Annotated in this window: 24 protein-coding genes and 1 tRNA gene; 17 read left to right on the top strand and 8 right to left on the bottom strand. The window is 70.0% G+C overall.

Going from position 1 to position 26,697, the window contains the following annotated elements:
* Positions 1–41: 41 nt before the first annotated feature.
* The 7 genes from birA to ACW5EG_RS13125 all read left to right on the top strand — a co-directional run bounded on the left by birA (position 42) and on the right by ACW5EG_RS13125 (position 4,442).
* Positions 42–1,034 (top strand): bifunctional biotin--[acetyl-CoA-carboxylase] ligase/biotin operon repressor BirA, encoded by a 993-nt coding sequence (birA, locus tag ACW5EG_RS13155; protein WP_457021754.1) that lies wholly within the window; start codon positions 42–44, stop codon positions 1,032–1,034.
* On the top strand, positions 1,031–1,771 hold the full coding sequence (locus tag ACW5EG_RS13150; protein WP_457021752.1) for a type III pantothenate kinase: 741 nt from the start codon (positions 1,031–1,033) through the stop codon (positions 1,769–1,771). Before birA ends, ACW5EG_RS13150 begins: the two co-directional genes overlap by 4 nt.
* A gap of 9 nt (positions 1,772–1,780) precedes the next feature.
* Positions 1,781–2,503, top strand: a complete 723-nt coding sequence (locus ACW5EG_RS13145; protein WP_457021750.1) for an SPOR domain-containing protein — start codon at positions 1,781–1,783, stop codon at positions 2,501–2,503.
* A gap of 40 nt (positions 2,504–2,543) precedes the next feature.
* A tRNA-Thr gene (locus tag ACW5EG_RS13140) sits at positions 2,544–2,619 on the top strand.
* A 196-nt stretch (positions 2,620–2,815) separates the two neighbouring features.
* Positions 2,816–3,739: an arginase gene (gene rocF, locus ACW5EG_RS13135; RefSeq protein ID WP_457021748.1), complete on the top strand. Its 924-nt coding sequence runs from the start codon at positions 2,816–2,818 to the stop codon at positions 3,737–3,739.
* Between the two features lie 145 nt (positions 3,740–3,884).
* Entirely contained in the window at positions 3,885–4,040 is a 156-nt protein-coding gene (locus tag ACW5EG_RS13130) for an entericidin A/B family lipoprotein (RefSeq protein ID WP_457018531.1), read from the top strand.
* Positions 4,041–4,241: 201 nt separating this feature from the next.
* A complete protein-coding gene (locus ACW5EG_RS13125) occupies positions 4,242–4,442 on the top strand; it encodes a CsbD family protein (RefSeq protein WP_457018532.1) in 201 nt (66 codons plus the stop codon).
* Between the two features lie 226 nt (positions 4,443–4,668).
* Here the strand turns inward: ACW5EG_RS13125 and ACW5EG_RS13120 are convergent, their stop codons facing one another.
* A complete protein-coding gene (locus ACW5EG_RS13120) occupies positions 4,669–5,451 on the bottom strand; it encodes a hypothetical protein (protein WP_457021746.1) in 783 nt (260 codons plus the stop codon).
* A gap of 120 nt (positions 5,452–5,571) precedes the next feature.
* Here ACW5EG_RS13120 and ACW5EG_RS13115 point away from each other — a divergent pair, with 120 nt between their 5' ends.
* Genes ACW5EG_RS13115 through ACW5EG_RS13100 form a run of 4 tightly spaced genes read left to right on the top strand, consistent with a single transcriptional unit; the run spans position 5,572 to position 9,864 of the window.
* A complete protein-coding gene (locus ACW5EG_RS13115; RefSeq protein WP_457018534.1) occupies positions 5,572–6,909 on the top strand; it encodes a tryptophan--tRNA ligase in 1,338 nt (445 codons plus the stop codon).
* A complete protein-coding gene (locus ACW5EG_RS13110; protein WP_457018535.1) occupies positions 6,906–7,217 on the top strand; it encodes a hypothetical protein in 312 nt (103 codons plus the stop codon). The genes ACW5EG_RS13115 and ACW5EG_RS13110 overlap by 4 nt, the downstream gene beginning before the upstream one ends.
* Positions 7,218–7,228: 11 nt before the next feature.
* Complete coding sequence (locus ACW5EG_RS13105; protein ID WP_457018536.1) at positions 7,229–8,173, top strand: MBL fold metallo-hydrolase; 945 nt, start codon at positions 7,229–7,231, stop codon at positions 8,171–8,173.
* A 26-nt stretch (positions 8,174–8,199) separates the two neighbouring features.
* Positions 8,200–9,864: a M28 family metallopeptidase gene (locus ACW5EG_RS13100; RefSeq protein ID WP_457021744.1), complete on the top strand. Its 1,665-nt coding sequence runs from the start codon at positions 8,200–8,202 to the stop codon at positions 9,862–9,864.
* A gap of 18 nt (positions 9,865–9,882) precedes the next feature.
* Here ACW5EG_RS13100 and ACW5EG_RS13095 read toward each other — a convergent pair whose 3' ends face one another.
* From ACW5EG_RS13095 to ACW5EG_RS13070, 6 genes are all read right to left on the bottom strand, one after another.
* The gene (locus ACW5EG_RS13095; protein ID WP_457018538.1) at positions 9,883–10,266 is read right to left on the bottom strand and encodes a VOC family protein; all 384 of its coding nucleotides are present in this window, start codon (positions 10,264–10,266) and stop codon (positions 9,883–9,885) included.
* Between the two features lie 31 nt (positions 10,267–10,297).
* Positions 10,298–10,681: a VOC family protein gene (locus tag ACW5EG_RS13090; protein WP_457018539.1), complete on the bottom strand. Its 384-nt coding sequence runs from the start codon at positions 10,679–10,681 to the stop codon at positions 10,298–10,300.
* A gap of 49 nt (positions 10,682–10,730) precedes the next feature.
* Entirely contained in the window at positions 10,731–12,236 is a 1,506-nt protein-coding gene (locus tag ACW5EG_RS13085) for a dihydrolipoamide acetyltransferase family protein (RefSeq protein ID WP_457018540.1), read from the bottom strand.
* 105 nt (positions 12,237–12,341) lie between these two features.
* Positions 12,342–13,373, bottom strand: a complete 1,032-nt coding sequence (locus ACW5EG_RS13080; protein ID WP_457018541.1) for an alpha-ketoacid dehydrogenase subunit beta — start codon at positions 13,371–13,373, stop codon at positions 12,342–12,344.
* On the bottom strand, positions 13,370–14,449 hold the full coding sequence (gene pdhA / locus ACW5EG_RS13075) for a pyruvate dehydrogenase (acetyl-transferring) E1 component subunit alpha (protein WP_457018542.1): 1,080 nt from the start codon (positions 14,447–14,449) through the stop codon (positions 13,370–13,372). Before pdhA ends, ACW5EG_RS13080 begins: the two co-directional genes overlap by 4 nt.
* Positions 14,450–14,676: 227 nt before the next feature.
* Entirely contained in the window at positions 14,677–18,249 is a 3,573-nt protein-coding gene (locus ACW5EG_RS13070; protein ID WP_457021742.1) for a Calx-beta domain-containing protein, read from the bottom strand.
* 124 nt (positions 18,250–18,373) lie between these two features.
* Between ACW5EG_RS13070 and ACW5EG_RS13065 the strand changes: the two genes are divergently transcribed.
* The 4 genes from ACW5EG_RS13065 (at position 18,374) to ACW5EG_RS13050 (ending at position 23,449) form a co-directional block, all read left to right on the top strand.
* Entirely contained in the window at positions 18,374–19,234 is an 861-nt protein-coding gene (locus ACW5EG_RS13065; RefSeq protein WP_457021740.1) for a tryptophan 2,3-dioxygenase, read from the top strand.
* Between the two features lie 12 nt (positions 19,235–19,246).
* Positions 19,247–19,900, top strand: a complete 654-nt coding sequence (locus ACW5EG_RS13060) for an energy-coupling factor ABC transporter permease (RefSeq protein WP_457018545.1) — start codon at positions 19,247–19,249, stop codon at positions 19,898–19,900.
* Between the two features lie 76 nt (positions 19,901–19,976).
* The gene (locus tag ACW5EG_RS13055) at positions 19,977–21,566 is read left to right on the top strand and encodes an AbgT family transporter (protein ID WP_457021738.1); all 1,590 of its coding nucleotides are present in this window, start codon (positions 19,977–19,979) and stop codon (positions 21,564–21,566) included.
* 305 nt (positions 21,567–21,871) lie between these two features.
* Positions 21,872–23,449, top strand: coding sequence for a peptide MFS transporter (locus ACW5EG_RS13050; RefSeq protein WP_457018547.1), 1,578 nt, complete (start codon positions 21,872–21,874; stop codon positions 23,447–23,449).
* Positions 23,450–23,489: 40 nt separating this feature from the next.
* Here the strand turns inward: ACW5EG_RS13050 and ACW5EG_RS13045 are convergent, their stop codons facing one another.
* Complete coding sequence (locus ACW5EG_RS13045; RefSeq protein ID WP_457018548.1) at positions 23,490–23,969, bottom strand: MarR family winged helix-turn-helix transcriptional regulator; 480 nt, start codon at positions 23,967–23,969, stop codon at positions 23,490–23,492.
* A 95-nt stretch (positions 23,970–24,064) separates the two neighbouring features.
* On the opposite strand from ACW5EG_RS13045, the gene hppD reads away from it, so the two are divergent.
* Complete coding sequence (hppD, locus tag ACW5EG_RS13040; RefSeq protein WP_457018549.1) at positions 24,065–25,177, top strand: 4-hydroxyphenylpyruvate dioxygenase; 1,113 nt, start codon at positions 24,065–24,067, stop codon at positions 25,175–25,177.
* Positions 25,178–25,357: 180 nt separating this feature from the next.
* A complete protein-coding gene (gene hmgA, locus ACW5EG_RS13035; protein WP_457021822.1) occupies positions 25,358–26,635 on the top strand; it encodes a homogentisate 1,2-dioxygenase in 1,278 nt (425 codons plus the stop codon).
* Positions 26,636–26,697: the final 62 nt, after the last annotated feature.

The following is a 26,697-nucleotide window of genomic DNA, read 5'->3' as shown; positions in this document are numbered from 1 at the left end:
CAATCCCGGATAATCAGCGGCATGCCCTGCCTGGACCAGCCGTGACCGCCGCCGCCGACCGCGCCCTGCTATGCCGCCTGGGCGAGGGCCCGGTCTCGGGCGACGTGCTGGCACGCGAGGCCGGGCTGAGCCGCGCCGCCGTCTGGAAACGCATCGAGGCGCTGCGTGCGGCCGGGGTCCGGGTCGAGGCCCGTGCCGGCCTCGGCTACGCGCTGGCCGCGCCGGTGGACCTGCTGGACGCCGGGCGCATCGCTGCCGCGCTGCCGAATGAACTGCGGAGCGGCATCGGCACCCTCGAGGTCGCGTGGTCACTAGATTCGACCAGCTCCGAGCTGCTGCGCCGCGGCGATGCGGGCGACGGCGTGCAGGTGCTGCTGGCCGAACGCCAGACCGGCGGGCGCGGCCGCCGCGGCCGGCCCTGGGCCTCGCCGCTGGCCGCCAACCTGTACCTGTCGGTGGGGCGCCGCTTCGATGCGGGCCTGGCGCGGCTGGGCGGGCTGAGCCTGGTCGCGGGAATCGCGGTCGTCGAGACCCTGCACGCGCTGGGCGTGGCCGTGGCCCGGCTGAAGTGGCCCAACGACGTGGTCGTGGCCGAGGGCGGGCGGCTGCGCAAGCTCGGCGGCATCCTGGTCGAAGGCGGCGGCGAATACGCGGGCCCGGCGCGGGCGGTGATCGGCATCGGGCTCAACGTGCGCATGCCGGCGACCGCCGGCGCCGACATCGACCAGCCCTGGATCGACCTGCAGGCGCTGTGCGAGCCGCCGCCGCGCGACCACATCGCCGCAACCCTGCTGGCGCGGCTGCTGCCGGCGCTGGCGCGCTTCGACGAGGCCGGGCTGGCGCCGTTCCTGCCGGCCTACGCCAGGCACGACGCGTTGGTTGGGCAGGCGGTGCGGATGCAGTCGGGCGATATCGAGCAACACGGCATTGCGCTGGGCCTGGGGGCCGATGGCGCGCTGCGGGTCCGCATGGACGATGGCGAACGCAGCTTCCATGCAGGCGAAGTCAGCTTGCGCCCGGGAGCGGATGCGTGAGCGCGTGGTTGTTCGACGTCGGCAACTCGCGGCTCAAGTGCGCGCCGCTGGGCGGGGACGGGCGTCCGGGCGAGGTCCGGGCCTTCCCCCATCAGGACGGGGCGCTCGCGCCGGGCTGGGCAGCGGACCTGCCGCCCCGGATCGAGGCCGCGTACGTGGCGAGCGTGGCCTCGCCGGCGCTGCGCGTGGCCCTGCTCGACGCGCTGGCCGCGCGCTGCGGCCGCATCAGCGTGGCGACGACACGAAAGACATGGCAGGGCCTGCGCATCGCCTACGACGAGCCGGCGCGGCTGGGCGTGGACCGGTTCCTGACCCTGCTGGCTGCGCACGGGCGCGGCGGCGCGTGGCTCGTGGTGGGGGTTGGTACGGCGCTGACCATCGACCTGGTCGATGCCGAAGGCCGCCACCACGGCGGGCGCATCGCGCCGGCGCCGACGCTGATGCGCCAGTCGCTGCAGGCGCGCGCGGCGCAGCTGCCGGCAGCAGGTGGCGACTATCGCGTCTTCGCCAGCGGGACGCTCGACGCGCTGGCGTCCGGCTGCCTGGGCGCGGCGCTGGCCCTGGTCGAGCAGAGCCGCGAGGCGGCCGCACGGGCCTGCGGCGGACCGGTGTCGCTGCTGCTGCACGGCGGCGGCGCCGCGGACCTGCTGCCACACCTGGGCGATGCCGTGTGCGAGCCGGCGCTGGTGCTGGAGGGTCTTGCGCGCTGGGCCCGGGTCGACGCCGGCCACGGCTAGAATCCCGCAATGCCCAGCCGTGCCCTGATCGTCCTGCTGCTGATCCTCAACCTTGGCGTCACGCTGTGGTGGATCACGCGCGTGGACACGCAGCCGGCGCCGGTGGTGGCCCTGCCCGAGGGTGCCGAGCCGCTGCGGCTGCTGGACGAGGCCGCCTCACCCGCGATCGCCGCCGTGCCGATGGTTGCGCCGGTGCCGACCCCGGCGCCTGCCCCCGCGGCTGCGGTTCCCTCTGTCGTTGACGTCGACGCCGCCGCCGCCGTTGCGACCGTCTGCCGCAGCTTTGGCCCGTTCGACGATGCCGCCGCCGCGCAGCAGGCCCAGGCGCGGCTTCGCCCCCTGGTGCAATCGCTCGCGACCCGCCAGGTGCAGCCCACGGCGCGCGGCTGGCAGGTGCGGATGCGTGCGCTGCCCGACCGCGCCGCCGCCGCGGCCACGGCGACGCGGCTGGCCGCGGCCGGCTTCCGCGATCATTACCTGATGCCGGCCGATGCCGACGGCTGGGTCGACATCGCGCTGGGCCGCTTCGGCAGCGAGCCGGCAGCCCGGCGCCACCAGCAGGCGCTGGTCGCGGCGGGGTTCGCGGCGATCGCCGAGCCGCTCGGTGATCCCGCCACGGCGCGGCACTGGATCGATGTGGCGGCGCCCGTGGGGGCCGACCTGGCCGCCCTGCAGCGCGCCAGCGGTGCCGCGCGCAGCGAGGCAGTCGAGTGCGCAACCCTGCCGCGCTAGAATGCGGCCGCGCGGCGCCAGCGCCGGCGCGGTCATCTTCGCCGCTTTAGCTCAGTTGGTAGAGCAACGGTCTTGTAAACCGTAGGTCGTCCGTTCGATTCGGACAAGCGGCACCACCCCCGCAGGCGCGGGACTCTCGGTCGACGCCTGACTGCGCCGTGCGATCCACCCGCCGTGCGCGGGCGCATCGATCCGGGTCCCTGCTGCCCCGTGTCATCCGCGCAATCGCAGGGCGCGTCCAGCACTGCACGCCGCTGCGCCGTTGCAGGTGGCCGTAGACTCGGCAGTAATCCCTTGCAGGAGCAACCGTCCATGTCCCGACGCTACCCCCCGGTTTCGATCTTCGGCGTGCCCACCGACATCGGGGCCGGTGCCCGTGGTGCATCGATGGGCCCCGAGGCCCTGCGCGTGGCGGGGCTGGGCGAGGCGCTGGCGGCGCGTGGCGTGGATGTGGTGGATCGCGGCGACGTGGTCGGCCCCCGCAATCCCTGGCAGCAGGCGGTCGACGGCTATCGCCACCTCGACCAGGTCGTGGCCTGGACCCAGGCGGTGTTTGACGCATCCTCGGCGATCCTCGCCTCCGGACGGCTGCCGCTGATGCTCGGCGGCGACCACTCGCTGGCCGTGGGTTCGATCGCGGCTGTCGCAGACCACTGCCGCCGCAGCGGCAAGACCCTGCGGGTGCTGTGGCTGGATGCGCACACCGACTTCAACACCAGCGCGATCACACCCTCGGGCAACATCCACGGCATGCCCGTGGCCTGCCTGTGCGGGATCGGCCCGGACCCGCTGGTGCGCATGGGCGGGCACGTGCCGGCGCTGGTGGCGGCGCAGATTCGCCAGATCGGCATCCGCTCGGTCGACCAGGCCGAAAAGCGCCTGGTCAAGGAGCATGGGCTGGACATCTACGACATGCGCTACATCGACGAGGTGGGCATGCGGCAGACGATGCAGCAGGCGCTGTACGGCCTGGACGAGAACACGCACCTGCACGTGAGCTTCGATGTCGACATCCTCGACCCGACCATTGCCCCCGGCACCGGCACGCCGATCCCCGGCGGGGTCAACTATCGCGAGGCGCAGCTGATCATGGAGATGATCGCCGACACCGGCTGTCTGGGATCGCTGGACGTGGTCGAGGTCAATCCGGCGCTTGACGCCCGCAACAGCACCGCCGAACTGGCTGTCGACCTGGTGGAAAGCCTGTTCGGAAAGTCGACGCTGATGCGCGACTGAGGCCTTGACGCGCCGTTGACAACGCTGAACACCGCTACGGGCAACGCATCCTGCCATCGCCAATCAAACGCGCCTTTCACGCTTCTAACGGTCAGATGTCCGGGACGAGCGCGGAAGGCCGCGCCGCACTACCTGGAGATTACAGATGAAGCGTTTGATGGCCCTGATGCTGCTCGCCATGTTTTCCGTCGGCACGCTCAGCGCGTGCAACACGATGAAGGGTGTGGGCAAGGACGTCGAGAAGGTTGGTGACAAGGTGCAGGACAAGGCCGACGACACTGGCGGGACCGATCCACGCTGATCCGTGATGCGATCAGGAAAGCCGGCGGAAACGCCGGCTTTCTTGTTTTCGGGAGGGTTGCTGAATCAATTCGCGCACATCGCTCATCGTTGTGAACGAAGGTTTACGGAACCTTGATCCGGTCGTGATCAGTGCGACGGCATGCTGGATCCATCGACGCGAACAACGGCGTCGATCCCTCCCTCGAAGAAGGATCAAGCAATGAACAAGGACATCATTTCCGGCAAGTGGACCCAGCTCAAGGGCCAGGCGCAGGCCAAGTGGGGCGACCTGACCGACGACGTGTTCGATGTGGCCGCGGGCGACAGCAAGTACCTGGCCGGCAAGCTGCAGGAGCGCTACGGCTGGGAGCGCGATCGCGCCGAGCAGGAAGTCCGTGACTTCGAGAAAACTCTCTCCTGATCGCGCCGCTCCACGACGCCGGGCGGCATCGCTGGCGTGCAAACAACAGGAAAGGGCCGGCAATGCCGGCCCTTTCCCTATGCGCGCTCACCGCACGCGCCGCAGCCTTGTAGGGCGTTTGTAGGAGCGGCTTCAGCCGCGACCGCACCCTGAATCCTGCGCGTGCCCGTCATGCCAGCGCTTCCAATCCGTCGGCGGGGCTGCCCGCCTATCCATTCCCGAACGCCTATCTCCACCCCTGCGGCGGATCCGCCACAAACCCGCCCGGAAACGCCTGCGGACCACCGCGCATGCTCCACGGCTGCTCCTGCGGCACGATGCCGCGCGCAGCGAGCGCGCCGGGTGAGTCATAGCGCAGCTGTGTGACCTGGTCGGGTCGTGAGGTGCGCTGGAACGAAGTCTGGCCGGCCGGCGACCACTCGCGCTCGCCATGTCCGGTGCCGATGCGTTGCGGCATCGTCGCCAGCGCGTCGGAGGCTTCCGCGACTGGCGCGGCGCTGCGCGATTTCGCCGGCGCGGAGTCGCGCGCGATCGGCGGCGAAGGCCGCGAGGGCGGCGTCCACCCGCCGCGTTCACGGAACGCCGCAATCCCGATCGTGCCCACGTTGTCCGGACGCCCGGTGCGCGCGGCGTAGCTGTCGGTCAGGGCGGTGAACACGAACTGCGCCACGTCGTGGTGCGACTTGCGCCAGCCGGGGATCTCGGTGCTCTGCCAGGGCGCGAGCACGTAGCCGGCCTGCGAGGGATCCGCGGTCTGGCCGGTCACCGCGTTGACCCCGTCGACCGACAGCACCACCAGCACGCGCTCGCCGCTGGTGTTGGTCAGGCGCACCGCGTAGCGATGCCCGGGCATGCCGGCGATCCAGGTGTCACGGCGCTGGCTGTGCTGCTCCAGCCAGCGGCCGCTGTCGCGATCGACGATCTCCATGCGGACCAGAGGCTGGGCCGAGGCGGCGGCGCAGGACAGGCCGGCGAGCGCGGCCAGCGACATTGCGAGGGTGCGGATCATGGCGTATCTCCTTGGGTGCCGTGGGAATCAACGCGCCCGGGGCCGCCGCGGGGTTACGCGGCGCTGCCAGGGACGGGCAACGGTTAAACTCGGGTTCCGTTTTCCGCCGTGCATTCCGCAATGTCGCCAGCTCCCGTCCGCGTCCTGACCGGCATCACCACCTCCGGTACGCCGCACCTCGGCAACTACGTCGGCGCGATCCGCCCGGCGGTCGCCGCCAGCCGTTCGGCCGACGTGGAAAGCTTCTACTTCCTGGCCGACCTGCACAGCCTGATCAAGTCCCAGGACCCCGCGCGCACCCAGCGTTCGACCCTGGAGATCGCCGCCGCGTGGCTGGCCTGCGGGCTGGATCCGGCGAAGGTCTGGTTCTATCGCCAGAGCGACGTGCCCGAGATCACCGAGCTGACCTGGTACCTGACCTGCGTCGCCGGCAAAGGCATCCTCAACCGCGCGCACGCCTACAAGGCCGCGGTCGACCGCAACCGCGCCGAGGGTGAGGACGAGGATGCAGGCGTCAGCGCGGGCCTGTTCATGTACCCGGTGCTGATGGCGGCCGACATCCTGATCTTCAACGCCCAGCGCGTTCCGGTTGGCCGCGACCAGGTGCAGCACATCGAGATGGCGCGCGATTTCGGCCAGCGCTTCAACCATGTCTACGGGCGCGAATATTTCACCCTGCCCGAGGCCGCGGTCGAGGAGCACGTGGCGACGCTGCCCGGCCTGGACGGGCGCAAGATGAGCAAGAGCTATGGCAACACGATCCCGCTGTTCGTGCCGCCGGTGGAGTTGAAGAAGCTGGTGTTCTCGATCGTCACCGACTCGCGCGCACCGGGCGAGGCCAAGGACAGCGCGGGCTCGGCGCTGTTCCAGCTCTACCAGGCCTTCGCCAGCGGCGACGAGACGCGCGCCTTCGCGCAGGCCTATGCCGACGGCATCGGCTGGGGCGAGGCCAAGCAGCAGCTGTTCGATCTTGTCGAACGCGAGATCGCGCCGCTGCGCGAGCGCTATCTCGCGCTCATCGCGCGGCCCGGTGACATCGAGGACACGCTGCGCGATGGCGCCAGGCGGCTGCGCGAACGCCATGCGACGCCGCTGCTGGCGCAGCTGCGCGAGGCCGTGGGCCTGCGCGACCTGTCGAGCGTGCAGCTGGGCGCGATGGAAGTGGACGCCGCTGTGGAGAAACCCCCGCTCGCGGCGTTCAAGCAATACCGCGAGGCTGACGGCCGGTTCTACTTCAAGCTGGTCGAAGGCGACCGCGTGTTGCTGCAGAGCCACGCCTTCGACGCGCCGCGCGAGGCGGGGCAGGCGATTGCCGCGCTGAGGCGTGGCGACACCGCGCTGGTCGATGCGCCGGCGACACCGGGCGAAGGCGTCGGGCTGGCGGCGGTGCAGGCCGCGCTCGATACGCTTGCGGCCGCGGATGCTGAAAAGGTGGCGATGAAGGGAGTGGACGCGTGAACCCGCTGGTCGAAGTCAACCTCACCCTGATCCTGTTCCTGCCCTGGTTCGCGATCCTCGCCACGCTGTACTGGCTCTTCCCGCGGCAGCCGCGCAACGTGGCGCGCGTGCTCTACGACATCGTGACGCTGCTGCTGTCGGTCGCGGTATTCCTGTGGAGCGTGTACTGGTCGATCGATAACGCCGACACCAGCCACGGCAAGCTGTGGCCGCAGATCCTGGCCACGGCGCTGGGCTATGGCGTGTTCCTCGCCGCGCTCGGTGCCGCATTCATAGTGCGCCACCTGTTGTTCAAGCGCCGGCGATGAAGGACCGCGGAATGCACCTGGACGGCATCACCCTGATCGATACCGGCTATATCCGGCCAAGCCTGTGCGCGGCCTGGCTGGTGCACGGCGAGGACGGGCGCGCGGCGCTGGTGGACTGTGGCACCGCGACCTGCGCGCAGCGCGTGCTGGATGCCATCGACGCGGCCGGGGTGGCGCGCGAGGCGGTCGACTGGCTGCTGGTGACCCACGTCCATCTCGACCATGCCGGCGGCGCCGGCCCGCTGATGCGCGCGCTGCCCAATGCGCGGCTGGTGGTGCATCCGCGCGGCGCGCAGCACATGATCGATCCGGCGAAGTTGATCGCCGGCGCGCGCGTGGTCTATGGCGACGCAATGTTCGAGCGCGACCACGCCGGCATGCTGCCGGTCGATGCGGCGCGGGTGGTGGTGGCCGACGACGGCCACGTCGTGCCGCTCGCCGGGCGGCCGCTGCTGTGCGTGGACACGCCCGGCCACGCGCTGCACCACTACAGTGTCTGGGACGCGGCCACGCGCGGCTGGTTCGCCGGTGACGCGTTCGGCCTGTCGTACCGCGAGTTCGACAATGGCAACGGTGCGTTCGCCATTCCCACCACGTCGCCGGTGCAGTTCGATCCGGGGCAGATGAAGGCATCGATCCAGCGCCTCGTCGCGCAGCAGCCGGACTGCATCCACATCGCCCACTACGGCACGCTCACCGAATGCACGCGGATCGGAACCGACCTGGTCGGCCTGGTCGATGCGATGGCGTCGCTGGCACGCGCCCTGACCGACTCGCCCGATCGCCACGCGCGGCTTGTCGACGCGCTGACCGCGCTGTATGTCGAACATGCCGAACGCCACGGTGTCGGCGCCGCCGCGCAGACCGTGGCCGAGGTGCTGGGCGGCGACATCGCGATCAACGCGCAAGGCCTGGGCGTGTGGCTCGACCGCGTCGCGAAGTCGCGACAGTCATGAATGCGGGCCTTGCCCGGAGGAACGTCATGCACCAGTTTCCCCTGTACTGCCTGCTGGCCTGCCTGCTGCCGGCGGCGGCCATCGCGTCCGAACCGACCGTCGGCGGCGCCAGCGGCGAGTCGCTGATGCGCCACGTGCAGGTGCTGGCCTCGGATGCATTCGAAGGTCGGGCGCCGGCAACGGCGGGCGAGGAGAAGACCATCGCCTACCTGGTCGACGAGTTCGCCAAGGCCGGCGTGCAGCCCGGCGGCGAGGACGGCGGCTGGACCCAGGCGGTGCCGCTGCTGCGGGCGCGGGTGGAAGGGCCGGTGCGAGCAACGCTGCGCGTCGGCGGGCAAACGCGCGCGCTGGCCAATGGCGACGACCTGACCCTGCAGACGCTCAGCCCGGTCGACCGGGTCGACGTGCGTGATGCGCCGCTGGTGTTCGTCGGCTACGGCATCACTGCGCCGGAGCGCGGCTGGGACGACTACAAGGGCGTGGACCTGGCCGGCAAGGTGGCGGTGGTGCTGGTCAACGATCCGGATTTCGAGACGCCGACGCCGGGCGCCTTCGACGGCCGCGCCGTCACCTACCACGGTCGCTGGACCTACAAGTACGAGGAGCTCGCGCGCCGCGGCGCACTGGGTGCGCTGATCGTGCACGAGACCGCGCCGGCCGCCTATGGCTGGGACACCGTGCGCAGTTCGGGGCTGTCGCCGCTGTTCGACATTCCGCGCGATGACGCGGCCAGCCACCACACCCTGCTGCGCGGCTGGGTGCATCGCGACTTGGCGGTATCGCTGTTCGCGCAGGCCGGGCTGGAGTTCGAACGCGAGAAGGCGAGGGCGCAGACCACGGCATTCACCCCAGTGGCGCTGGGCGATGCGACGCTCTCGGCCTCGTTCGACGTGGCGCGCGACGAAGTGGTCACGCGCAACGTCATCGGCCGTCTCGAGGGCGCGACGCGCCCCGACGAGACCGTGATCTATTCCGCGCACTGGGATGCCTATGGTATCGGCGAGCCCGACGCCAGCGGCGACGGCATCCGCCACGGCGCGGTCGACAACGCGACCGGCGTGGCCGCCGTACTCGAACTCGCGCGGCTGTTCGCGCGGGGGCCGCGTCCAGCGCGCAGCCTGCAATTCATGGCGCTGACCGCTGAGGAAAAGGGCCTGCAGGGCGCGAGCTACTACGTGGCCAATCCGCTGGCGCCACTGGAGACGACGGCGGCGGTGCTCAACATCGAGATGCTCAGCCCGGATGGCCCGACCCGCGACATCGCATCCTGGGGCAACGGCCGCGTGTCGCTGGAGCAGGACCTGCGCCGCGTCGCCGAAGCCGCAGGCCGCGTCTATTCGCCCGATCCCAACCTGGAGGCGGGCTACTTCTACCGCGCCGACCATTTCGCGTTCGCGCGCGCGGGCGTGCCGGCGATCACCGTTGGCGCCGGGCTCGACCGCATCGACGGCGGCGTGGCCAGCGGCCAGGCGCTGCGCGAGCGCTACTTCGCCGACTGCTACCACCGGCCCTGCGACAACTGGTCGGCGGACTGGGACGTCAGCGGACAGGTGCAGGATGTCGACCTGCTCTACACGCTGGGGCGGGGCATCGCCGATGGCGACGGCTGGCCCGGCTGGCAGGACGACTCGGAGTTCAAGGCGGTGCGCGCACGCAGCGACCCCGCGCGCGCCGGAGCGGCGAAGGACTAGCGCAGGCGCCGCGCGACTTCAGTCCCAGCGGTTGAGGTGCGGACCCAGCGGCTTGCGCTGCGGGCGCACGACACAGAAGCGGTGTCCGCTGGGCGCCTCCATGACGACCCAGCTGTGCACGGCTTCGAGCTTGCGCGCGCCCAGGGCGACCAGGCGCTCGACTTCCGCATCGACGTCGTCGGTTTCGATGTCCAGATGAATGCGCGAGGGGTGCGCGACCTTCTGCAGCAGCAGCACCGGCTCGTCGGTTTCCGTATGTAGGCGCGCGTACTTGCCGTCGCCGTCCTCGTCGCGGGTATCGACGCGCTTGCCCAGCGCGCGGCTCCAGAATTCCACGTGCGGGGCGAGGTCGTCGACCTCGCAGTCGAGGACAAAAGTGCTCAGGCGGCTGTGGTGCGGCATGGCGGTGATCCTGTGGAGGGGCGGCGGTCGCTTATTCCCAGGTGCTGGGCGGGGCGCGTCGATCCGGATCGCGCAGCGGCACCACGCAGAAGCGATGGCCGGTGGGCGCCTCCATCACCCACCAGCGTTCGCGTACGAATTCGATCCGGCGCGCGCCCAGCGCTTCCAGCCGGACGACTTCGGCCTCGATGTCGTCCGCTTCGATGTCCAGGTGCACGCGCGAGGGCTGGTCGACCTTCTGCACCTCCACGTGCAGGCCGCCGGGGCCGGCGTCGAGGACGGCGTAGCGCCCGCGACCGCCTTCGTCCGGCTCCGCAAGCGGCAGGTCGAGCGCGCGGCTCCAGAATGTGGCGGCATCGGCGAGCGTGCCTTGCCCGCAGTCGATCATGAAACCGGCAAGGCGACTGCGATGCATGGCGTGAACCTCGCTTCGGCGGGAGATTCGAAGGGCGCGGACGCCCGGGTCAGTCGGGCAGGGCGAGATCGTCCAGCAACGCCTTGAGGAAGCGTGCGGCTTCGCCGCCGGTGCAGGCGCGGTGGTCGAAGGTCAGCGACAGCGGCAGGATCCGCCGCGCTTCGAAGCCGCCGACCACCGGCACCATTTCGTGGCGGCCACGGCCAGCGCCGACGATGGCCACGCACGGCGGCACCACCACGGGCGTGGCGTAGCGGCCGGCGAACATGCCGAAGTTGGACAGCGAGATGGTGTAGCCGGACAGCTCCGAGGCGGGGATGCTGCGGTCCTGCACCTGCGCGCGCAGGCGGTCGATGCCGTCGCGGATGCCGGCGGCGTCGAGCAGGTCGGCATTGCGCAGCGCGGGTACGAACAGGCCTTCCGGCGTGTCGACCGCGATGCCGATGTCGACCTGCGGATGCAGGGTGCGACTGAGGTTGTCGCCGTCGAACCAGGCGTTGAGCGCGGGCACGGCAGCGGCTGCGGCGCAGATCGCGCGGATCAGGCGCACAGTCATGTCGTTGCCGGGCTGCCAGGCCTGGATGTCGGCATCGTCCACCAGCGTGGTCGGCACGACCTTGGCGTGCGCGTCGGCCATCACCCGCGCCATGTTGCGGCGCACGCCCTTGAGCTGCTCGGGCTGGCCGGTGGCGGCGACCGAGGGCGGCTGGGTGCGCATGGGCTTGCCGGAGGCGGACAGCGGGGTGCGCTGGCCCTGTGCGCGCTGCGGTGCAGGCGCGGCGGCGGAGCTGCCCCCACCCCGGCCCTCCCGCGCGAGCGGGGGAGGGAGTCGATCGCGCGTCGCAGCCGATCCGCGAGGCATTGCTCCCTCCCCCGCCTGCGGGGGAGGGTTGGGGTGGGGGCCGGCAGCCGCCGCAGATCCCTCCGCAGCCGCCCGCTTCACGTCCGCCATCGTCACCACGCCCTCGGCGCCGCTGCCGCGCACGCGCGACAGCTCGACCTTGAGCTTGCGTGCCATCGCGCGCACCGCGGGCATCGCCTTGATGCCGCCGACCGAGACCGCAGACTCCGCATGCACGGCGTCGGAGGCCTGCATCGCGCCGACCACGGTGCCGCTGTCGGCGCGTTCCCCGCCTGGCTCCGACTTGTCTTCGGGCGGCTCAGCGGCGCCGCTTTCGATCGCGCCGCCTTCGGTCGAGGCCACGACGCGATCGTCCGGGGCCGGATCGGAGGCGCCCACGCCCTTCGCCGGAGCGGCCGCGGCGTGATGGTGGCCGGTGTCCTGACCCTCCGCGCGCTGCGGCTGCGAAGGGTCGAGCTCGAACTGCGCAAGCATCGCCCCGGTGGTGATGACGTCGCCCGCCGCGCCAGCAAGCTTCAGCACCTTGCCCGACACCGGCGAGGGCACGTCGACCAGCGCCTTGGCGGTTTCCATCGACACCAGGTTGTCGTCGAGACGGATCGTGTCGCCCTCCTTGACGTACCACTCGACGATGGTCGCGTCGGGCAAGCCTTCGCCGAGGTCGGGGAGGAGGAAGCTCTTGGTCTGGGTCATGGGGGCCTGCGTATCAGTGGAAAGCCAACCGGCGCTCGCGGTTCAGGGTCTTGTCGCCAACGGCGCGCTGCGCGCCGCCAGCGGCCGTCGCATGTCGAACGCGGCTCAGCCCGCGGCCAGCGTGCGCTTCGCCGCCTCGACCACGCGTGCGGTGGACGGCATGTACTTCATCTCCAGGCGGAACAGCGGCATGTGCGTGTCGTAGCCGGTGACGCGTTCGACCGGCGCGACCAGGTCGTACATCGAGTGCTCGGCCAGGCGCGCGGCGATCTCGGCGCCGAAGCCGGCGGTGCGCGGGGCCTCGTGCACGATCACGCAGCGGCCGGTCTTGGCCACCGATTCGGCGATGGTGGCGAAGTCCAGCGGCTTGAGCGTGGCCACGTCGATGACCTCGGCGCTGATGCCTTCGGCCTCGAGTTGCTCGGCGGCTTCCAGCGCTTCCTTGACCTGCGCGCCCCAGGTCACCAGGGTGACGTCGCTGCCGTCGCGCAGCACGTAGCACACGTCCAGCGGCAGCGCCTCGCCGTCGTCGGGCACCACTTCCTTGTACTGGCGATAGATGCGCTTGGGCTCGTAGTAGATCACCGGGTCCGGCTCGCGGATCGCCGCCAGCAGCAGGCCGTAGGCGCGTGCCGGCGACGACGGCAGCACCACGCGCAGGCCGGGCACGTTGGTGAACAACGCCTCGTTGGCCTCGCTGTGGTGCTCGGGCGCGCGGATGCCGCCGCCCCAGGGCACGCGCAGCACCATCGGGCAGGTGATGCGACCGCGGGTGCGGTACCGGAAGCGCGCGGCGTGGCAGATGATGTGGTCGAGCATCGGATAGACGAAGCCGTCGAACTGGGCCTCGGCCACCGGCTTCATGCCCATCGCGGCCATGCCGACGGTGAGGCCGGCAATGGTGGTTTCGTCCAGCGGCGTGTCGAGCACGCGCATCTCGCCAAACTGCTGCTGCAGGCCGGCGGTCGCGCGGAACACGCCGCCGTTCACGCCCACGTCCTCGCCCAGCACCACCACCGATTCGTCGTGGCGCATCTCCCAGGCAAGCGCCTGGGTGACGGCTTCGATCAGGGTGATCGGCTTGGCGGTCGCGGCGCCGCTGGCGTCTCCGCCGACCGGGTTGGCCTCGGCCTTCATGCCCGTCCCTCCAGCGCCAGCAGCTGCGCGCGCTGTTCGAGGATGTCGGGCGGCGGGTCGGCGTAGAGGTAGTCGAACATCACTTCCGGCGGCTGCGTCTTCGTTTCGAGGTAGGCGTTGATTTCCACGTCGATCAGACGCGTGCATTCGGCGATCCAGTCCTTTTCCTGCGCCTCGTCCCACAGGCCCTGGGCGCTGAGCCAGGTGCGCAGCCGCGTCATCGGATCGCGCGTCCAGGCGTCCTTGACCTCGGCTTCGTCGCGATAGCGGCGCGCGTCGTCGGCGGTGGTGTGGTCGTGCAGGCGGTAGGTGAGGAACTCGATCACGGTTCCGCCTTCGCCATTGCGCGCACGCTCCATGGCACGGCGCATGCCCTCGAGCACGGCGAACAGGTCGTTGCCGTCCACCTGCAGGCAGTGCAGGCCGCCGGCCAGGCCCTTCTGCGCCAGCGTCTGCGCGCCGGTCTGCGCGCTGCGCGGCACCGAGATCGCCCAGCCGTTGTTGATGATGCACTGGACGAAGGGCAGGGTGTAGGCACCGGCGGAATTGATCGCGGCGTAGGTATCGGTCTTGGAGCTGCCGCCGTCGCCGCAGCAGGTCACGGCCACGCGCTTCTCGCCGCGCAGCTTGAACGCCAGCGCCGCGCCGGCGGCGTGCAGGCACTGGGTGGCGATCGGCACGCACCAGGGGAAGTCGTGACGCGCGGGCTCGTTGGCGTAATCGTTGCCGCGCTCGTCGCCGCCCCAGTACAGCAGGATCTCGCGCAGCTGCACGCCGCGCATGATCTGCGCGCCGTACTCGCGGTAGCTCGGCGCCAGCACATCCTCCGGGCGCATCGCCGCGCCGATCCCGATCTGGGTGGCCTCGTGGCCCAGCGCGGGCGCGTAGGTGCCCAGCTTGCCGGTGCGCTGCAGCGCGACGGCCTTGCCGTCGAAGGTGCGGAGGAACAGCATCTGCCTGAACAGCGCCAGCAGCTCATCCTTCGGCGGCAGATCCCGCGGCAGTTCGGCGACCAGCTGTCCGTCCGGGTCGAGGTACTGCAGGTACTCGATCTCGAAGCGTGCGGCAACGGTCATTCACGTCCATCCGGTGAGTATTGGACGGCGAATGATAAGGGTCCTTTCGTAGGAAACCGTTGCGCAATGCGGCAATGCGCGGGCGAATGCGGTGTGTGCCGACGCAGGATGGCGCTGCGCTGGATCGCGTTGCGGCGGCGGCCCCCACCCCAGCCCTCCTCCGCTTGCGGGGGAGGGCTGGGGTGGGGGCCGGGCCGCGAAGCGCCTTGGAATTCCCGTTCCTGCCGTCAATCCGTGAACGATGCGCGCAGCGACACATTCGTGAACGCGCGCACGCCCACCAGCTTCACGAGCCAGGTTCCGGGCGCGGGCGCCGTGATCGCCACGGTTTCGTTGTTGCCGGGCCGCTGTGAGCGTCCGTCGAAATCAGCGCCGGTGGGAATGCGCTCGTGGGCCAGGTACAGGCTCACGTCGCCGCTGCCGCCGTAGCTGAGCACGCGCAGGCTGCGTGCGCCGACCGGCACTTCGATGCGGTAGACGAGCTCGTCGCCAGCCGCGCCGGCCTGTCCACCCACCGGGACGCCGTTCTCCAGCACCGGCACGCCCGCGTAAGGGTCGACCACGAGCACTGCGGCGCTGGCGTCGTTGTTGCCCGGCTCCGGATCCTCGGTCTGTGCGGTGGCCGCAGCCGCCAGCGTCAGCTGCGCACCCTGCAGCGCCTCCGGCGCGGTCGCGGCGAGTGCGAACACCGCCTCGGCATCGGCCTCCAGTGATGGGGCATTGCACGCCACCGTGGTGGTGGTGCCGGCGATCTCCGGTGCGTCGCAGCTCCAGCCTGCGGGCGCGGCGACCACCAGGTCGGGCAGGGCCGCGTCGAACACGAAGCCTGCGCCCGGGAAATCAGCGGTGTCGGGCCCGGCGTTTGCGACCACCGCCGAGAACTCCGCCAGCGCCCCGGCGGCAACGGTCGGGGCAAGTGACTCGGCCTCGATCGACAGGTCGGCGAAACGCAGCGCCGCCAGACGCACCAGCAGCACGGTGGGGTCGTGGTCGGACAGCCGCGCCGGCGTGCCGTCCTCGTTGCGCGCGAGTTCGGGGAAGTCGGCGCTGATGCGCGCGTGGCTGAGCTCCAGCCCGGCGACCAGCGACGATTCCACCAGCGCATCGTTGACCAGCACATGGTCGAGCGACTGCGCCTGGTAGTCGAACACGAACGAGTAGCGGTCGGCCGGTTCCGCGAGCAGGGTGAGGTTGTACAGGTCCGGCTCGACCAGGTCGACGCCGTCGCCGTCGACCGCAGTCGTCGCGTCCGGCGCGGGCAGGCCCGTGATCGTGCCGAGCGCGTCGACAAGGCCGTCGTTGAACTCGAAGGCATTGAAATCGCCCATCACCACGATGTTGCGCGCGGCATCGGCGCCCTGCATGCCCTGCACGATCGCGGCCAGCGAATCGGCCTGCGCCTGGCGCTTGGCGCGCACGCGCTGGCCGAGGGTGAGCCAGCCGTTGCTGCCGGCTTCGTCGCTGTCGACGTCGTTGAGCGAGCGCTGGTGCACGACGATCGCGGTGAACGGCCAGCTGCGGCCGTCGCCGAAATGGACGATACCGTCGAGCGACAGCGGCGGCCGGTCGTTGAGCAGGCTGGTGCTGCCGTCGGGATTGGCCAGCAGCTCGCCGGGGCCGTGCTGGGCCAGGCCCAGCACCTCGACGCGCGCCGTGCCGGCCGCGACGTCCGATGCTTTCACCAGGAAGCCCACGTCGATGCCGCCGACGTCGTTGCCTTCCAGCAGGTGCGCGCTGTAGCCCGGGTCCGGATCACCGTCCGTGATCGCATCGGCGTTGATGCGGGATGCCAGCGCCTGCAGCGTGGTGAGGTTCTCGACTTCGGTCAGGCCCAGCACGTCTGGCGTGTGCAGGTAGCCGCGGATCGCCAGCGAGGCCTTGGCCAGGCGCCGTTCGAAGGCCGCGGCGGTGAGTACCGGCTCGCCGATCGCCGGGTCATTGCTGTCGTCGAAGAAGCGCTCGATGTTCCAGGTGGCGAAGCTCGCGTCGTCTGCTGTCGGCAGGCGCGATGGCCGCGGCAGCCCGGTGCCGCTGCAGTCGATGATGAGCGCGCCTTCGGGGTGGATGGTGTAGCGGCGGAAGGTGTAGTCGAGCGGACCGACCAGCGAACCGTCGGTGATCAGGCAGCCCGTCGCCACGTTGGCCGCCGGCGCGCCGATGGTGGTGCTGTTGACTGCGATCAGCTCGGGATTGAAGTCCCAGCGCGGAATATCCGTGGCGCTGCTGCCGAGCGGATCGGGGTTGGGCACCGGAATGCCCGGCTCGCGGAACGGGCGCGGCGTGCCGGTCACCACCACCGCGAAGCGGCCGTTGCTGGTGGCAGTGGCCTGGGCCTCGTTGACGTTGCCGCCGGTGGGCGCGACCACGGTGGCGCTGGGCACCACCACGCGCATGGCTTCAAGGTGTTCGAGCTGGGCGAGCCCGTCATCGGCATTGGGTAGGCCGAGCGTCAGCGCCACCGGCGCGGGCAGGGCGTGGCCGGCCGAGAGCGCGGTCACGCTGGCGTTGACGATCTCGGTCAGCGGCAGCTGGTGCGGGTCTGCCGCCGGGATGAACTCGTCCACCGTGCCCTGCACCAGCACGCGGTTGCCGACCGCAGCCGCTTCGGACGGCGTGGTCGAGGTGAACACGAAGATGCCCTCGGAGGTCGCCGGATTGCCGTCGTCCTCGCCGTCGGGCGTCTGCAGGAAGAAGCCGTTGTTCTTGCGGCCGGTGACGATACCGGTGGTGGCCACCGCCATGCCGTTGTAGGGCGAGTGCTGGCCGTCGCCCTGGATGGCGGAGATCGCGACCGTGGTGACGTCATCGTTGAGGATGGTGCCGATGCCCTGGGCGTCGGCGAGCTCGGCGCCGACGGGATTGGACAACTCGACGCTGAAGCTCTCGTCCGGCTCGTTGGCGGTGTCGCCGATCACCGCGACGCTGATCGTCACCGAGCTTGCGCCCTCGGCGATGCCCACGGTGCCGCTGGCGGCGCTGTAGTCGTTGTCGGCCGTGGTCGCGGTGCCGTCGGCGGTGTTGTAGTCCACGCTCACGCCGCCCGTGCCGGCCGGCTGGTTGAGGCTGATGGTGAAGAAGAACGGCGTGGTGCCGGCATCGCCCTCGGCGGCGCTGGTGTCGCTGATGCTGGCGAAAGGCGTGCCGCCGCCGCCACAGGGCGCGGGCGGGGTAGCGCCGTTGCGGGGTGCGGGCGCGGCGCTGCCGAAGTCGGCGGCGTTGTGGTTGCTGTCGACGCAGCCGTTGTCGGCGCGAAACGCGGCGCTGGCGTTGTTGAGCGCTGGCGCCGTGCCGGCGCCTTCGAAGAAGTTGGCGCCGCCGAAGCCGACCAGGTCCAGGATCAGCGCCAGCTGCGCCGGCGTGCACGGCGTGCTTCCCCCGTTGCAGCCCAGCGAAGATGGCGAATCGACCAGCGCGACCTTGCCCGCGCTGCCGGACATGTTGATGGTGCCGGTCGCGTCCGGCGCCGGCAGCGGGCCACCGTTTGCGCCACCGGCGAGGCCGACCAGGAAGTAGCGCCCGGGCTGCAGCGTGACCGCGGGCAGGACCACGATCTGGCCACTGCCCGCGCCGAGGTTGCCGGTGCCGGTAGCGCTGGCGTACTGCAGCGACAGGCCCGACAGCGGCACTGCCTCGCTGCCGCGGTTGAACAGTTCGACGAAATCGCTGCTGTAGGGCGCGCCGCTGTTGCCGCCGCCGCCATAGACCTGGCTGACCACGACCTGCGCCTGCAGCGGCGCGGCGCACAGCACGCCGCACAGGACCAGCGCCGGCAGCAGCCGGGAAATGAGCCGATTGACCACGGGTACGCTCCTTCGAATCCGTTCCTCGCGGAACGGGTGGCCGGCCCCCCTGGCAGGCGCGATTGTGCACCCTGCGGATGTCGTCTGCATGACGCCGCGCAGCGCCGTGCGCTACCCTCGCGCGATGGCCATCGAACATAACGAACGTCCGCTCGAGGACGGCATCCACACCGATCTCGACGGCAGGATCACCTACGCAGGCTACCTCCGGCTCGACCGGCTGCTGGACGCGCAGCAGCCGCTGAGCGACCCGGCGCACCACGACGAGATGCTGTTCATCGTCCAGCACCAGGTCTCGGAGCTGTGGCTGAAGCTGATCATCCACGAGCTGGGCGCGGCGATCGCGTTCCTGCGCCGCGACCAGGTCTGGCAATGCCAGAAGGTGATCGCGCGCTGCAAGCAGGTGCTGCGCCAGCTGACCGAGCAGTGGTCGGTGCTGGAGACACTCACGCCTTCGGAATACATGGAGTTCCGCGACGTGCTGGGCCCGTCGTCGGGCTTCCAGTCGCTGCAGTACCGCATGGTCGAGTTCCTGCTGGGCAACAAGAACACGGCGATACTCAAGGTGTTCGCCCACGATCCGGCCGGGCAGGCGCGGTTGTGCGAGGCGCTCGATGCGCCCGGGCTGTACGACGAGTTCCTGATGTACCTCGCCCGTTGGGGACACGCGGTGCCGGCGCAGCACCTGCAGCGCGACTGGTCGCGCCCGCACGTGCGCGACGAGGCGCTGCTGCCGGTGTTCGAGGCGATCTACGAAGGCACCGGCCGCTACTGGCGCGAGTACGCGCTGTGCGAGGACCTGGTGGATCTTGAGACGCAGTTCCAGCTGTGGCGCTTCCGCCACATGCGCACGGTGATGCGGATCATCGGCTTCAAGCGCGGCACCGGTGGCTCGTCGGGCGTGGGCTTCCTGAAGCAGGCGTTGGACCTGACCTTCTTCCCTGAGCTGTTCGACGTGCGCACGCACATCGGGCCGGGGCGCTGAGCGCGCAAGCCCATGGACGCCACGCTGTCAGGCTGGGCGCTGTGGCCGGCGTGGCTGGTCGCTGCACTGGTGCTGGCGCGCACCACCCCGGGGCTGCGCCGGCATCTCGCCGACGCCGATGAGAAGGCGCGCCGGATCCTGATCGCCGCAACGCTCGCGCTCGCGGCGATGCGCTGGTTCAACACCGCCGCGCTGCAGGGCGTGATGCTGCACTTCCTCGGCGCCACCATCGCCACGCTGCTGTTCGGGGCTGGCACCGCCTGCTGGGTGATGGCGCTGGTGAGCCTGGCGGGACTGCTGATGGGCGCGGCCTGGCACGGATGGGCGATGGATTTCCTGGCCACCGGGGCGCTGCCGGTGGCGGTGAGCGCGGTCGTGTCGTGGGCGGCGCGCACCTGGCTGCCGCGCAACGTCTTCACCTACGTGATGCTCAACGCGTTCGCCGGCGCGGCGGTGGCGATGGCCGCTTCGATGCTGGCCAAGACGGCGGTCACCGCGTGGCTGGGCGGTCGTGCGCTGGAGGCCTACCTGGTGGCCACGCCGATGCTGATGTTCGCCGAAGCCTTCTTCGCCGGCGGGGTGATGGTGCTGGTGGTGGTCTATCGCCCGCACTGGTGCCGCAGCTTCGACGATCGCGCCTACCTGTGGCCGGAGCAGCGGATGTAGCTGGCCCGGGCGCGGGCGCGCGCGCCGGCCGGATGCACTAGCATCTGCCGCCTCGCCTGCCACTGGATCCCGCCTGATGAGTGATCAGCGCCCCGAACCCGCCCCGCCCAGCCGCGGCATCTCATCGCGCATCCTCGACAGCGTCGAGCGCGTCGGCAACCGGCTTCCCGACCCGGCCGCGCTGTTCCTGATCCTGATGCTGCTGGTGTGGGCGCTGTCGTGGCTGCTGTCGGGCGTGGAGTTCAGCGCGCTGCATCCGGCGACCGGCGAGCCGATCCGCATCGTCAACCTGCTGTCGGGCGATTCGCTGGTCGCGTTCATGGCCAACCTCTACCGCGTGTTCATGGCCTTCGCGCCGCTGGGCGTGGTGCTGACCGCGATGCTGGGCCTTGGCGTGGCCGAGCACACCGGCTACATCAACGCCGCGCTGCGGCGGATGCTGTCGATCACGCCCAAGGCGCTGTTGACCCCGGCCCTGGTGGCGGTGGCGGTGCTGAGCCACGTCGCGGTCGATGCGGGCTACGTGCTGGTGATCCCGCTGGGCGGGGTGATCTTCTACGCCGCCGGGCGGCATCCGCTGGCCGGCATCGCAGCCGCGTTCTGCGGCGTATCGGGCGGGTTTTCGGCGACGCTGCTGGTGCCCTCGTCGCTGGATCCGCTGCTGGCGAGCTTCACCCAGGAGGCCGGGCGCATCATCGACCCGGCGCTGATCGTGAACCCGCTCAACAACTGGATTTTCACCACTGTCTCGAGCGCGCTGATCATCGCCATCGGCTGGTTCGTCACCGACCGCGTCATCGAGCCGCGGCTGGCGCGCACCCCAGTCGACGGCGACACGAAGGAGCTGCCGACGATGGCGCCGCTCACCGACGCCGAGCGCCGCGGGCTGCTGTGGGCGACGCTGGCGATGCTGGCCGCGCTGGCGCTGTTCGCGCTGAGCCTGTGGCCCGAAACCTCGCCCTGGCGCGCGCCGGCCGACACCCCGGCGGTGGCCGCTGGCGGCAACGCGCTGCTGGTCGCGCAGGCGCCGGTGATGCAGTCGATCGTGGCGCTGATCTTCATCCTGTTCCTGCTGCCCGGCGTCGTCTACGGCTACGTCGCCGGCACCGTCAAGAGCCACCGCGACATCATCGTGGCGATGAGCAAGTCCATGGCCGGCATGGCGTACTACATCGTCATCGCCTTCTTCATCGCGCAGTTCCTGGCCGGTTTCAACGGGTCGGGCCTGGGCACGCTGATGGCGGTGGAGGGCGCCGAACTGCTCGAGTCGATGGGCCTGCCGATGTGGGCGACGATCATCGGCCTGATCGTGATGACCGGCGTGGTCAACCTGTTCATCGGTTCGGCCTCGGCCAAGTGGGCGCTGCTGGCGCCGATCATGGTGCCGCTGATGATGCAGCTGGGGGTCTCGCCCGACCTCACCCAGGCCGCGTACCGCGTCGGCGACTCGATGACCACGATCATCACCCCGCTGATGCCGTACTTCCCGCTGATCGTGGTGTTCTGCCAGCGCTACGTGACCTCGGCCGGCATCGGCACCCTGGCCTCGCTGATGCTGCCGTACTCGCTGGCGCTGTCGGTGCTGTGGACGGCCCTGCTGCTGGCGTTCTGGGGCCTGGGCGTGCCGTTGGGGATCGGTGCCAGCTACGGGTATCCGGCCGGCTGACCCGTCGCAGCGGGCGCCGTCGATGGCCTGGCCGCTGCGGGCGCGCCGCCGCCGCTGCGGCCGCTTGGCGCCCGGCGTGTGCGTCGCCGCCGGATTGCGCGGGGATCGCGCCCGAACGCGCCTGTGCAGGGTCGGATGGCCGGAGATCGACGCCAGATCGGCGCAGTTTCGGGCTCGGGTGATCCGGGCTTCAAATGGAATGGGCGCCGCCCGCGGCTTTCCATCGCAGGGCCCGGCGGGCTAAGTTACGCGCCTCGCGGCCGCCGCCAGGCGCCGTGGTCCTTCCTTCCCAGGAGTCGCCTTCCGTGTCCACCAATCCGCATGCCGTCGAGGCGGGCAAGACCATCCTCGGCCACCCGCGAGGCCTGTTCGTCCTGTTCTTCGCCGAGATGTGGGAGCGCTTTTCCTACTACGGCATGCGCGCGCTGCTGATCTTCTACCTCGTCCAGCACTGGATGTTCTCCGACGGCGAGGCCTCGGTGATCTACGGTGCCTATACCGCGCTGGTGTACATCGCGCCGGTGGTGGGCGGTTATCTCGCCGACCGCTACCTGGGGCAACGCAAGGCGGTGCTGTTCGGTGCGGTGCTGCTGACCTTCGGCCATTTCCTGATGGCGTTCGAAGGCACCGGTGGCCAGGGCGCGGCCGAGATCAACATCTTCTGGCTGGCGCTGTCGTTCATCATCGTCGGCTCGGGCTTCCTCAAGGCCAACATCTCGGTGATGGTCGGCCAGCTGTACCCGCGCACCGACATCCGGCGCGACCCGGCGTACACGATCTTCTACATGGGCATCAACCTGGGCGCGATGCTCGGTTCGCTGATCGCCGGCTACCTGGGCCAGACCTACGGCTGGAAGTACGGCTTCGGCGCCGCCGGCGTCGGCATGCTGCTGGGCCTGGTGGTGTTCATCATCGGCAAGCCGATGCTGATGGGGCGCGGCGAGCCGCGTGATCCGCAGCGGCTTGCGGCGCCGCTGTTCGGCATCCGCTTCGAGTGGCTGCTCTACGTCCTCAGCTTCCTGACCGTGGGCCTGGTGTGGTGGATGATCCAGCACCAGAAGCTGGTCGGCTTCCTGCTGGGCGGCGCCGGCCTGATCCTGGTCTGCTACGTGCTCTACAAGGCGGTGTTCTCGATGCAGCGCGAGGAGCGCAACCGGATCTTCGCCGCGATGTACCTGATCATCGGCTCGATCCTGTTCTGGGCGCTGTTCGAGCAGGCCGGCGCGTCGCTGAACCTGTTCACCGACCGCTCGGTCGACCGCAACATCCTGGGCTGGGAAGTCCCGGCCTCGATGTTCCAGTCGCTCAACTCGATCTACATCGTCTGCCTCGCGCCGCTGTTCGCGATGATGTGGCTGGCATTGGCCAGGCGTGGCCTCGAGCCGTCCACGCCGGCCAAGTTCGCCATCGGCGTGGTGCTGGTGGGCGCGGGCTTCCTGGCCCTGGTCGCCGGCGCCAATGCGTCGACCGTGGGCGCGACCCCGGTGATCTTCATCTTCGTGATCTACCTGATCCACACCCTCGGCGAGCTGTGCCTGTCGCCGGTCGGCCTGTCGGCGATGAACCGGCTGACGCCGGCGCACATGGCCAGCCTGATCATGGGCACCTGGTTCTTCGCCTCGGCCACCGGCAACTTCGCCGCGGGCCTGATCTCGGCCGCCACTGGCGGCGAGGGCGCGGGCCCGGAGAAGGTGCTGGAGGTCTACTCCAACGTCGGCTGGCTGGCGGTCGGAGTGGGCGTGGCCATGCTGTTCATCGCGCCGCTGATCCGCAGGCTGATGCACCTGGACACCCTGTGCGACGACAGCGAACTGGCCGGGCAGGCGGAACTCGCCGAACCGGCGGCCGCGGGCGTGGACATCGGCAAGGAAACCCGGCCCTGAGGACGGGGTGGCGCGCTCAGGCGCGCCGCCCGGATTGCGCTCAGATGTGGCGCAGCATCTCGTCCATGCCGTCGCCGGCGAGCTTGTCGATCAGCCGCGACAGCGTCGCGCGCTCGTCTTCCGACAGCGGCTCGAGCAGGTGGCGCTCGCAGGTCAGGGTCATCGGCGCGACCTCGTCGTACACCGAATAGCCGGCCTCCGAGAGCGTCAGCACCGAGCGGCGGCGGTCGTCGCCGTGGATGTCGCGCTTGAGCAGTTCGCGCTCGAGCAGGCGCGCGACCGCGCGGCTGACCGCGACCTTGTCCATCGCGGTGCGCTCGGTCACCTCGCGTGCGGACAGCCCGGGGTAGCGGCCAAGCACGGCCATGACCCGCCATTCGGTGATCGCTAGGCCGAAGCGGCGGTGGTATTCGCTGGAGATCGCGTTGCTGACCCGGTTGGACAGCACGCTGAGACGGTAGGGCAGGAAGCGCTCCAGATCGAGGATCGCATGTTCCTGTGAGATTGCTGCGTCGGACATGATGCACTGCACCTTGCTGTTGGTTGCGCCTGAAACTGTAAGATGGGCGACCGACACACAGGCCCAGTGCCCTCCCCCCAGAGAGGATTATCACAATGACAACGCAGTCACAAACCGCCCCGGTCCAGCCGGGCATGCAGGTGACCACGTTCGAGAACCCGATGGGCATTGATGGCTTCGAGTTCGTCGAGTATGCCGCGCCCGCCGGCCAGGCCGGGCAACTGCACGACTACTTCCGCAAGCTCGGCTTCGTCCAGGTCGCGCGCCACCGTACCCGCCCGATCACCACCTACCGGCAGGGCAACTGCACCTTCCTGATCAACGAGGATCCCGATTCCTTCGCCGCGCGCTTTGCCGCGAAGCACGGCCCCAGCGCCTGCGGCTTCGCGATCCGCTTCAGCAAGCTCGCCGAGTGGGTGCGCGTGCAGGCGCTGAAGAACGGCGCCGAGGAGTTCGATGCCGCCGACGAGATCAGCAAGGCCGTGGCCGCGCCGGTGATCAAGGGCATCGGCGGCTGCATGCTGTACCTGGTCGACCGCTACGATGAGCGCGGCACCATCCACGACCCGGACTACGAGATCCTGCCCGACGCGGAACTGATGCCCGAGGGCTTCGGCCTGACCTTCATCGACCACCTCACCCACAACCTCTACCAGGGGAACATGGCGAAGTGGTCGGACTACTACGAGCGGCTGTTCAACTTCCGCGAGATCCGCTATTTCGACATCAAGGGCGCCAAGACCGGTCTGTTGTCCAAGGCGATGACCGCACCGGATGGCATGGTGCGCATCCCGCTCAACGAGTCGAGCGATCCCAAGAGCCAGATCAACGAATACCTCGACACCTACCAGGGCGAGGGCATTCAGCACATCGCCTGCTTCACCGACGACATCTACGAGACGGTGGAGCGGATGCGTGCGCAGGGCGTCGAGTTCCTCGATACGCCGGACAGCTATTTCGATGTGATCGACCAGCGCATTCCCGAGCACGGCGAGGACGTGGCGCGGCTGCGTCGCAACGCGATCCTGATCGATGCCGACCCGGAAACCAAACAGCGCAAGCTGCTGCAGATCTTCACCACCAACGCACTGGGCCCGATCTTCTTCGAGATCATCCAGCGCAAGGGCAACGAAGGCTTCGGCGAGGGCAACTTCCAGGCGCTGTTCGAGAGCATCGAGCGCGACCAGATGAAGCGCGGGGTGCTGTAGGGCTTTGCCGCGGATGACGCGGATTCACACGGATAGGGCAGGCTGTTCACGGCGATCCTTGCCCGATCCGCGTCATCCGCGTGAATCCGAGGCAAAAGGATTTTTCTGGCCGCATCATCAGGTTCAACTCGCGGCCGAGTGACGCGTTCTGTGTTTCCGGGAGATACCGTGGACGGATACATGTCGGGCTTTGGCAACGAATTCGCGACCGAGGCGATCGCGGGCACCCTGCCGGTGGGGCGCAATTCGCCGCAGAAGGTGGCGCACGGGCTGTATGCCGAGCAGCTGACCGGCAGCGCGTTCACCGCGCCGCGCGGCAGCAACCGGCGCAGCTGGCTGTACCGGATCCGGCCGGCGGCGATGCACGGGCGCTTCGAGCCGTTCGCGCAGCCGCGTTTCCACGACCGCTTCGGCGAGGCACCGGTGTCGCCGGACCAGATGCGCTGGAACCCGCTGCCGATGCCCGAGGCGCCGACCGATTTCGTCGAAGGCCTGTACACCGTCGCCGGCAACGGCGGCAGCGATGCGCACGCGGGCGTCGGTATCCACCTGTACGCGGCCAACACCGCGATGCGCGGACGCTACTTCTACAGCGCCGATGGAGAGCTGGTGATCGTGCCGCAGCAGGGCCGGCTGCACATCATCACCGAGCTGGGCGTGATCGACCTGGAGCCACTGGAGATCGCGGTGGTCCCGCGCGGCGTGCGCTTCCGCGTCGAGCTGCCTGACGGGCCCTCGCGCGGCTATGTCTGCGAGAATTTCGGCGCCCTGTTGCGCCTGCCGGACCTGGGGCCGATCGGTTCCAATGGCCTGGCCAACCCGCGCGACTTCCTGACGCCGGTGGCGGCCTGGGAGGACCTCGAGGGCGGCTTCGAGCTGATCGCCAAGTTCAACGGCCACCTGTGGCACGCGCCGATCGGCCATTCGCCGCTGGACGTGGTCGGCTGGCACGGCAACTACGCGCCCTACAAGTACGACCTGCGGCGCTTCAACGCGATCGGCTCGATCAGCTTTGACCATCCCGATCCGAGCATCTTCCTGGTGCTGACCGCGCCGACCGACACGCCTGGCGTGGGCAACCTGGACTTCGCGATCTTCCCGCCGCGCTGGCTGGTGCAGCAGGACACGTTCCGCCCGCCATGGTTCCACCGCAACGTGGCCAGCGAGTTCATGGGCCTGATCCATGGCGTGTACGACGCCAAGGCCGAGGGCTTCGCGCCGGGCGGCTGCTCGCTGCACAACTGCATGACCGGGCACGGACCGGACGCGGCCACCTTCGACAAGGCCTCGACCGCGGACCTGTCGAAGCCGGACGTGATCGAAGGCACGATGGCCTTCATGTTCGAGACGCGCGGCGTGCTCAAGCCCACCCGCCAGGCGAGCGGCGCGGCGCACCGGCAGCGCGATTACCAGGCCTGCTGGGCGGGGCTGGGCAAGCACTTCTCGCCGCCGGGCTGAGGGGCTCGGCGCGCACGGTCGAGCCTCGTCACCGTCGCGCTCACGCCCCCCATGACATGCTC

It is taken from the genome of Luteimonas sp. A611 (assembly GCF_054072715.1).
The sequence above is the reverse complement of the archived record's forward strand: the minus strand, read 5'-3'. Positions and strand labels throughout refer to the sequence as shown.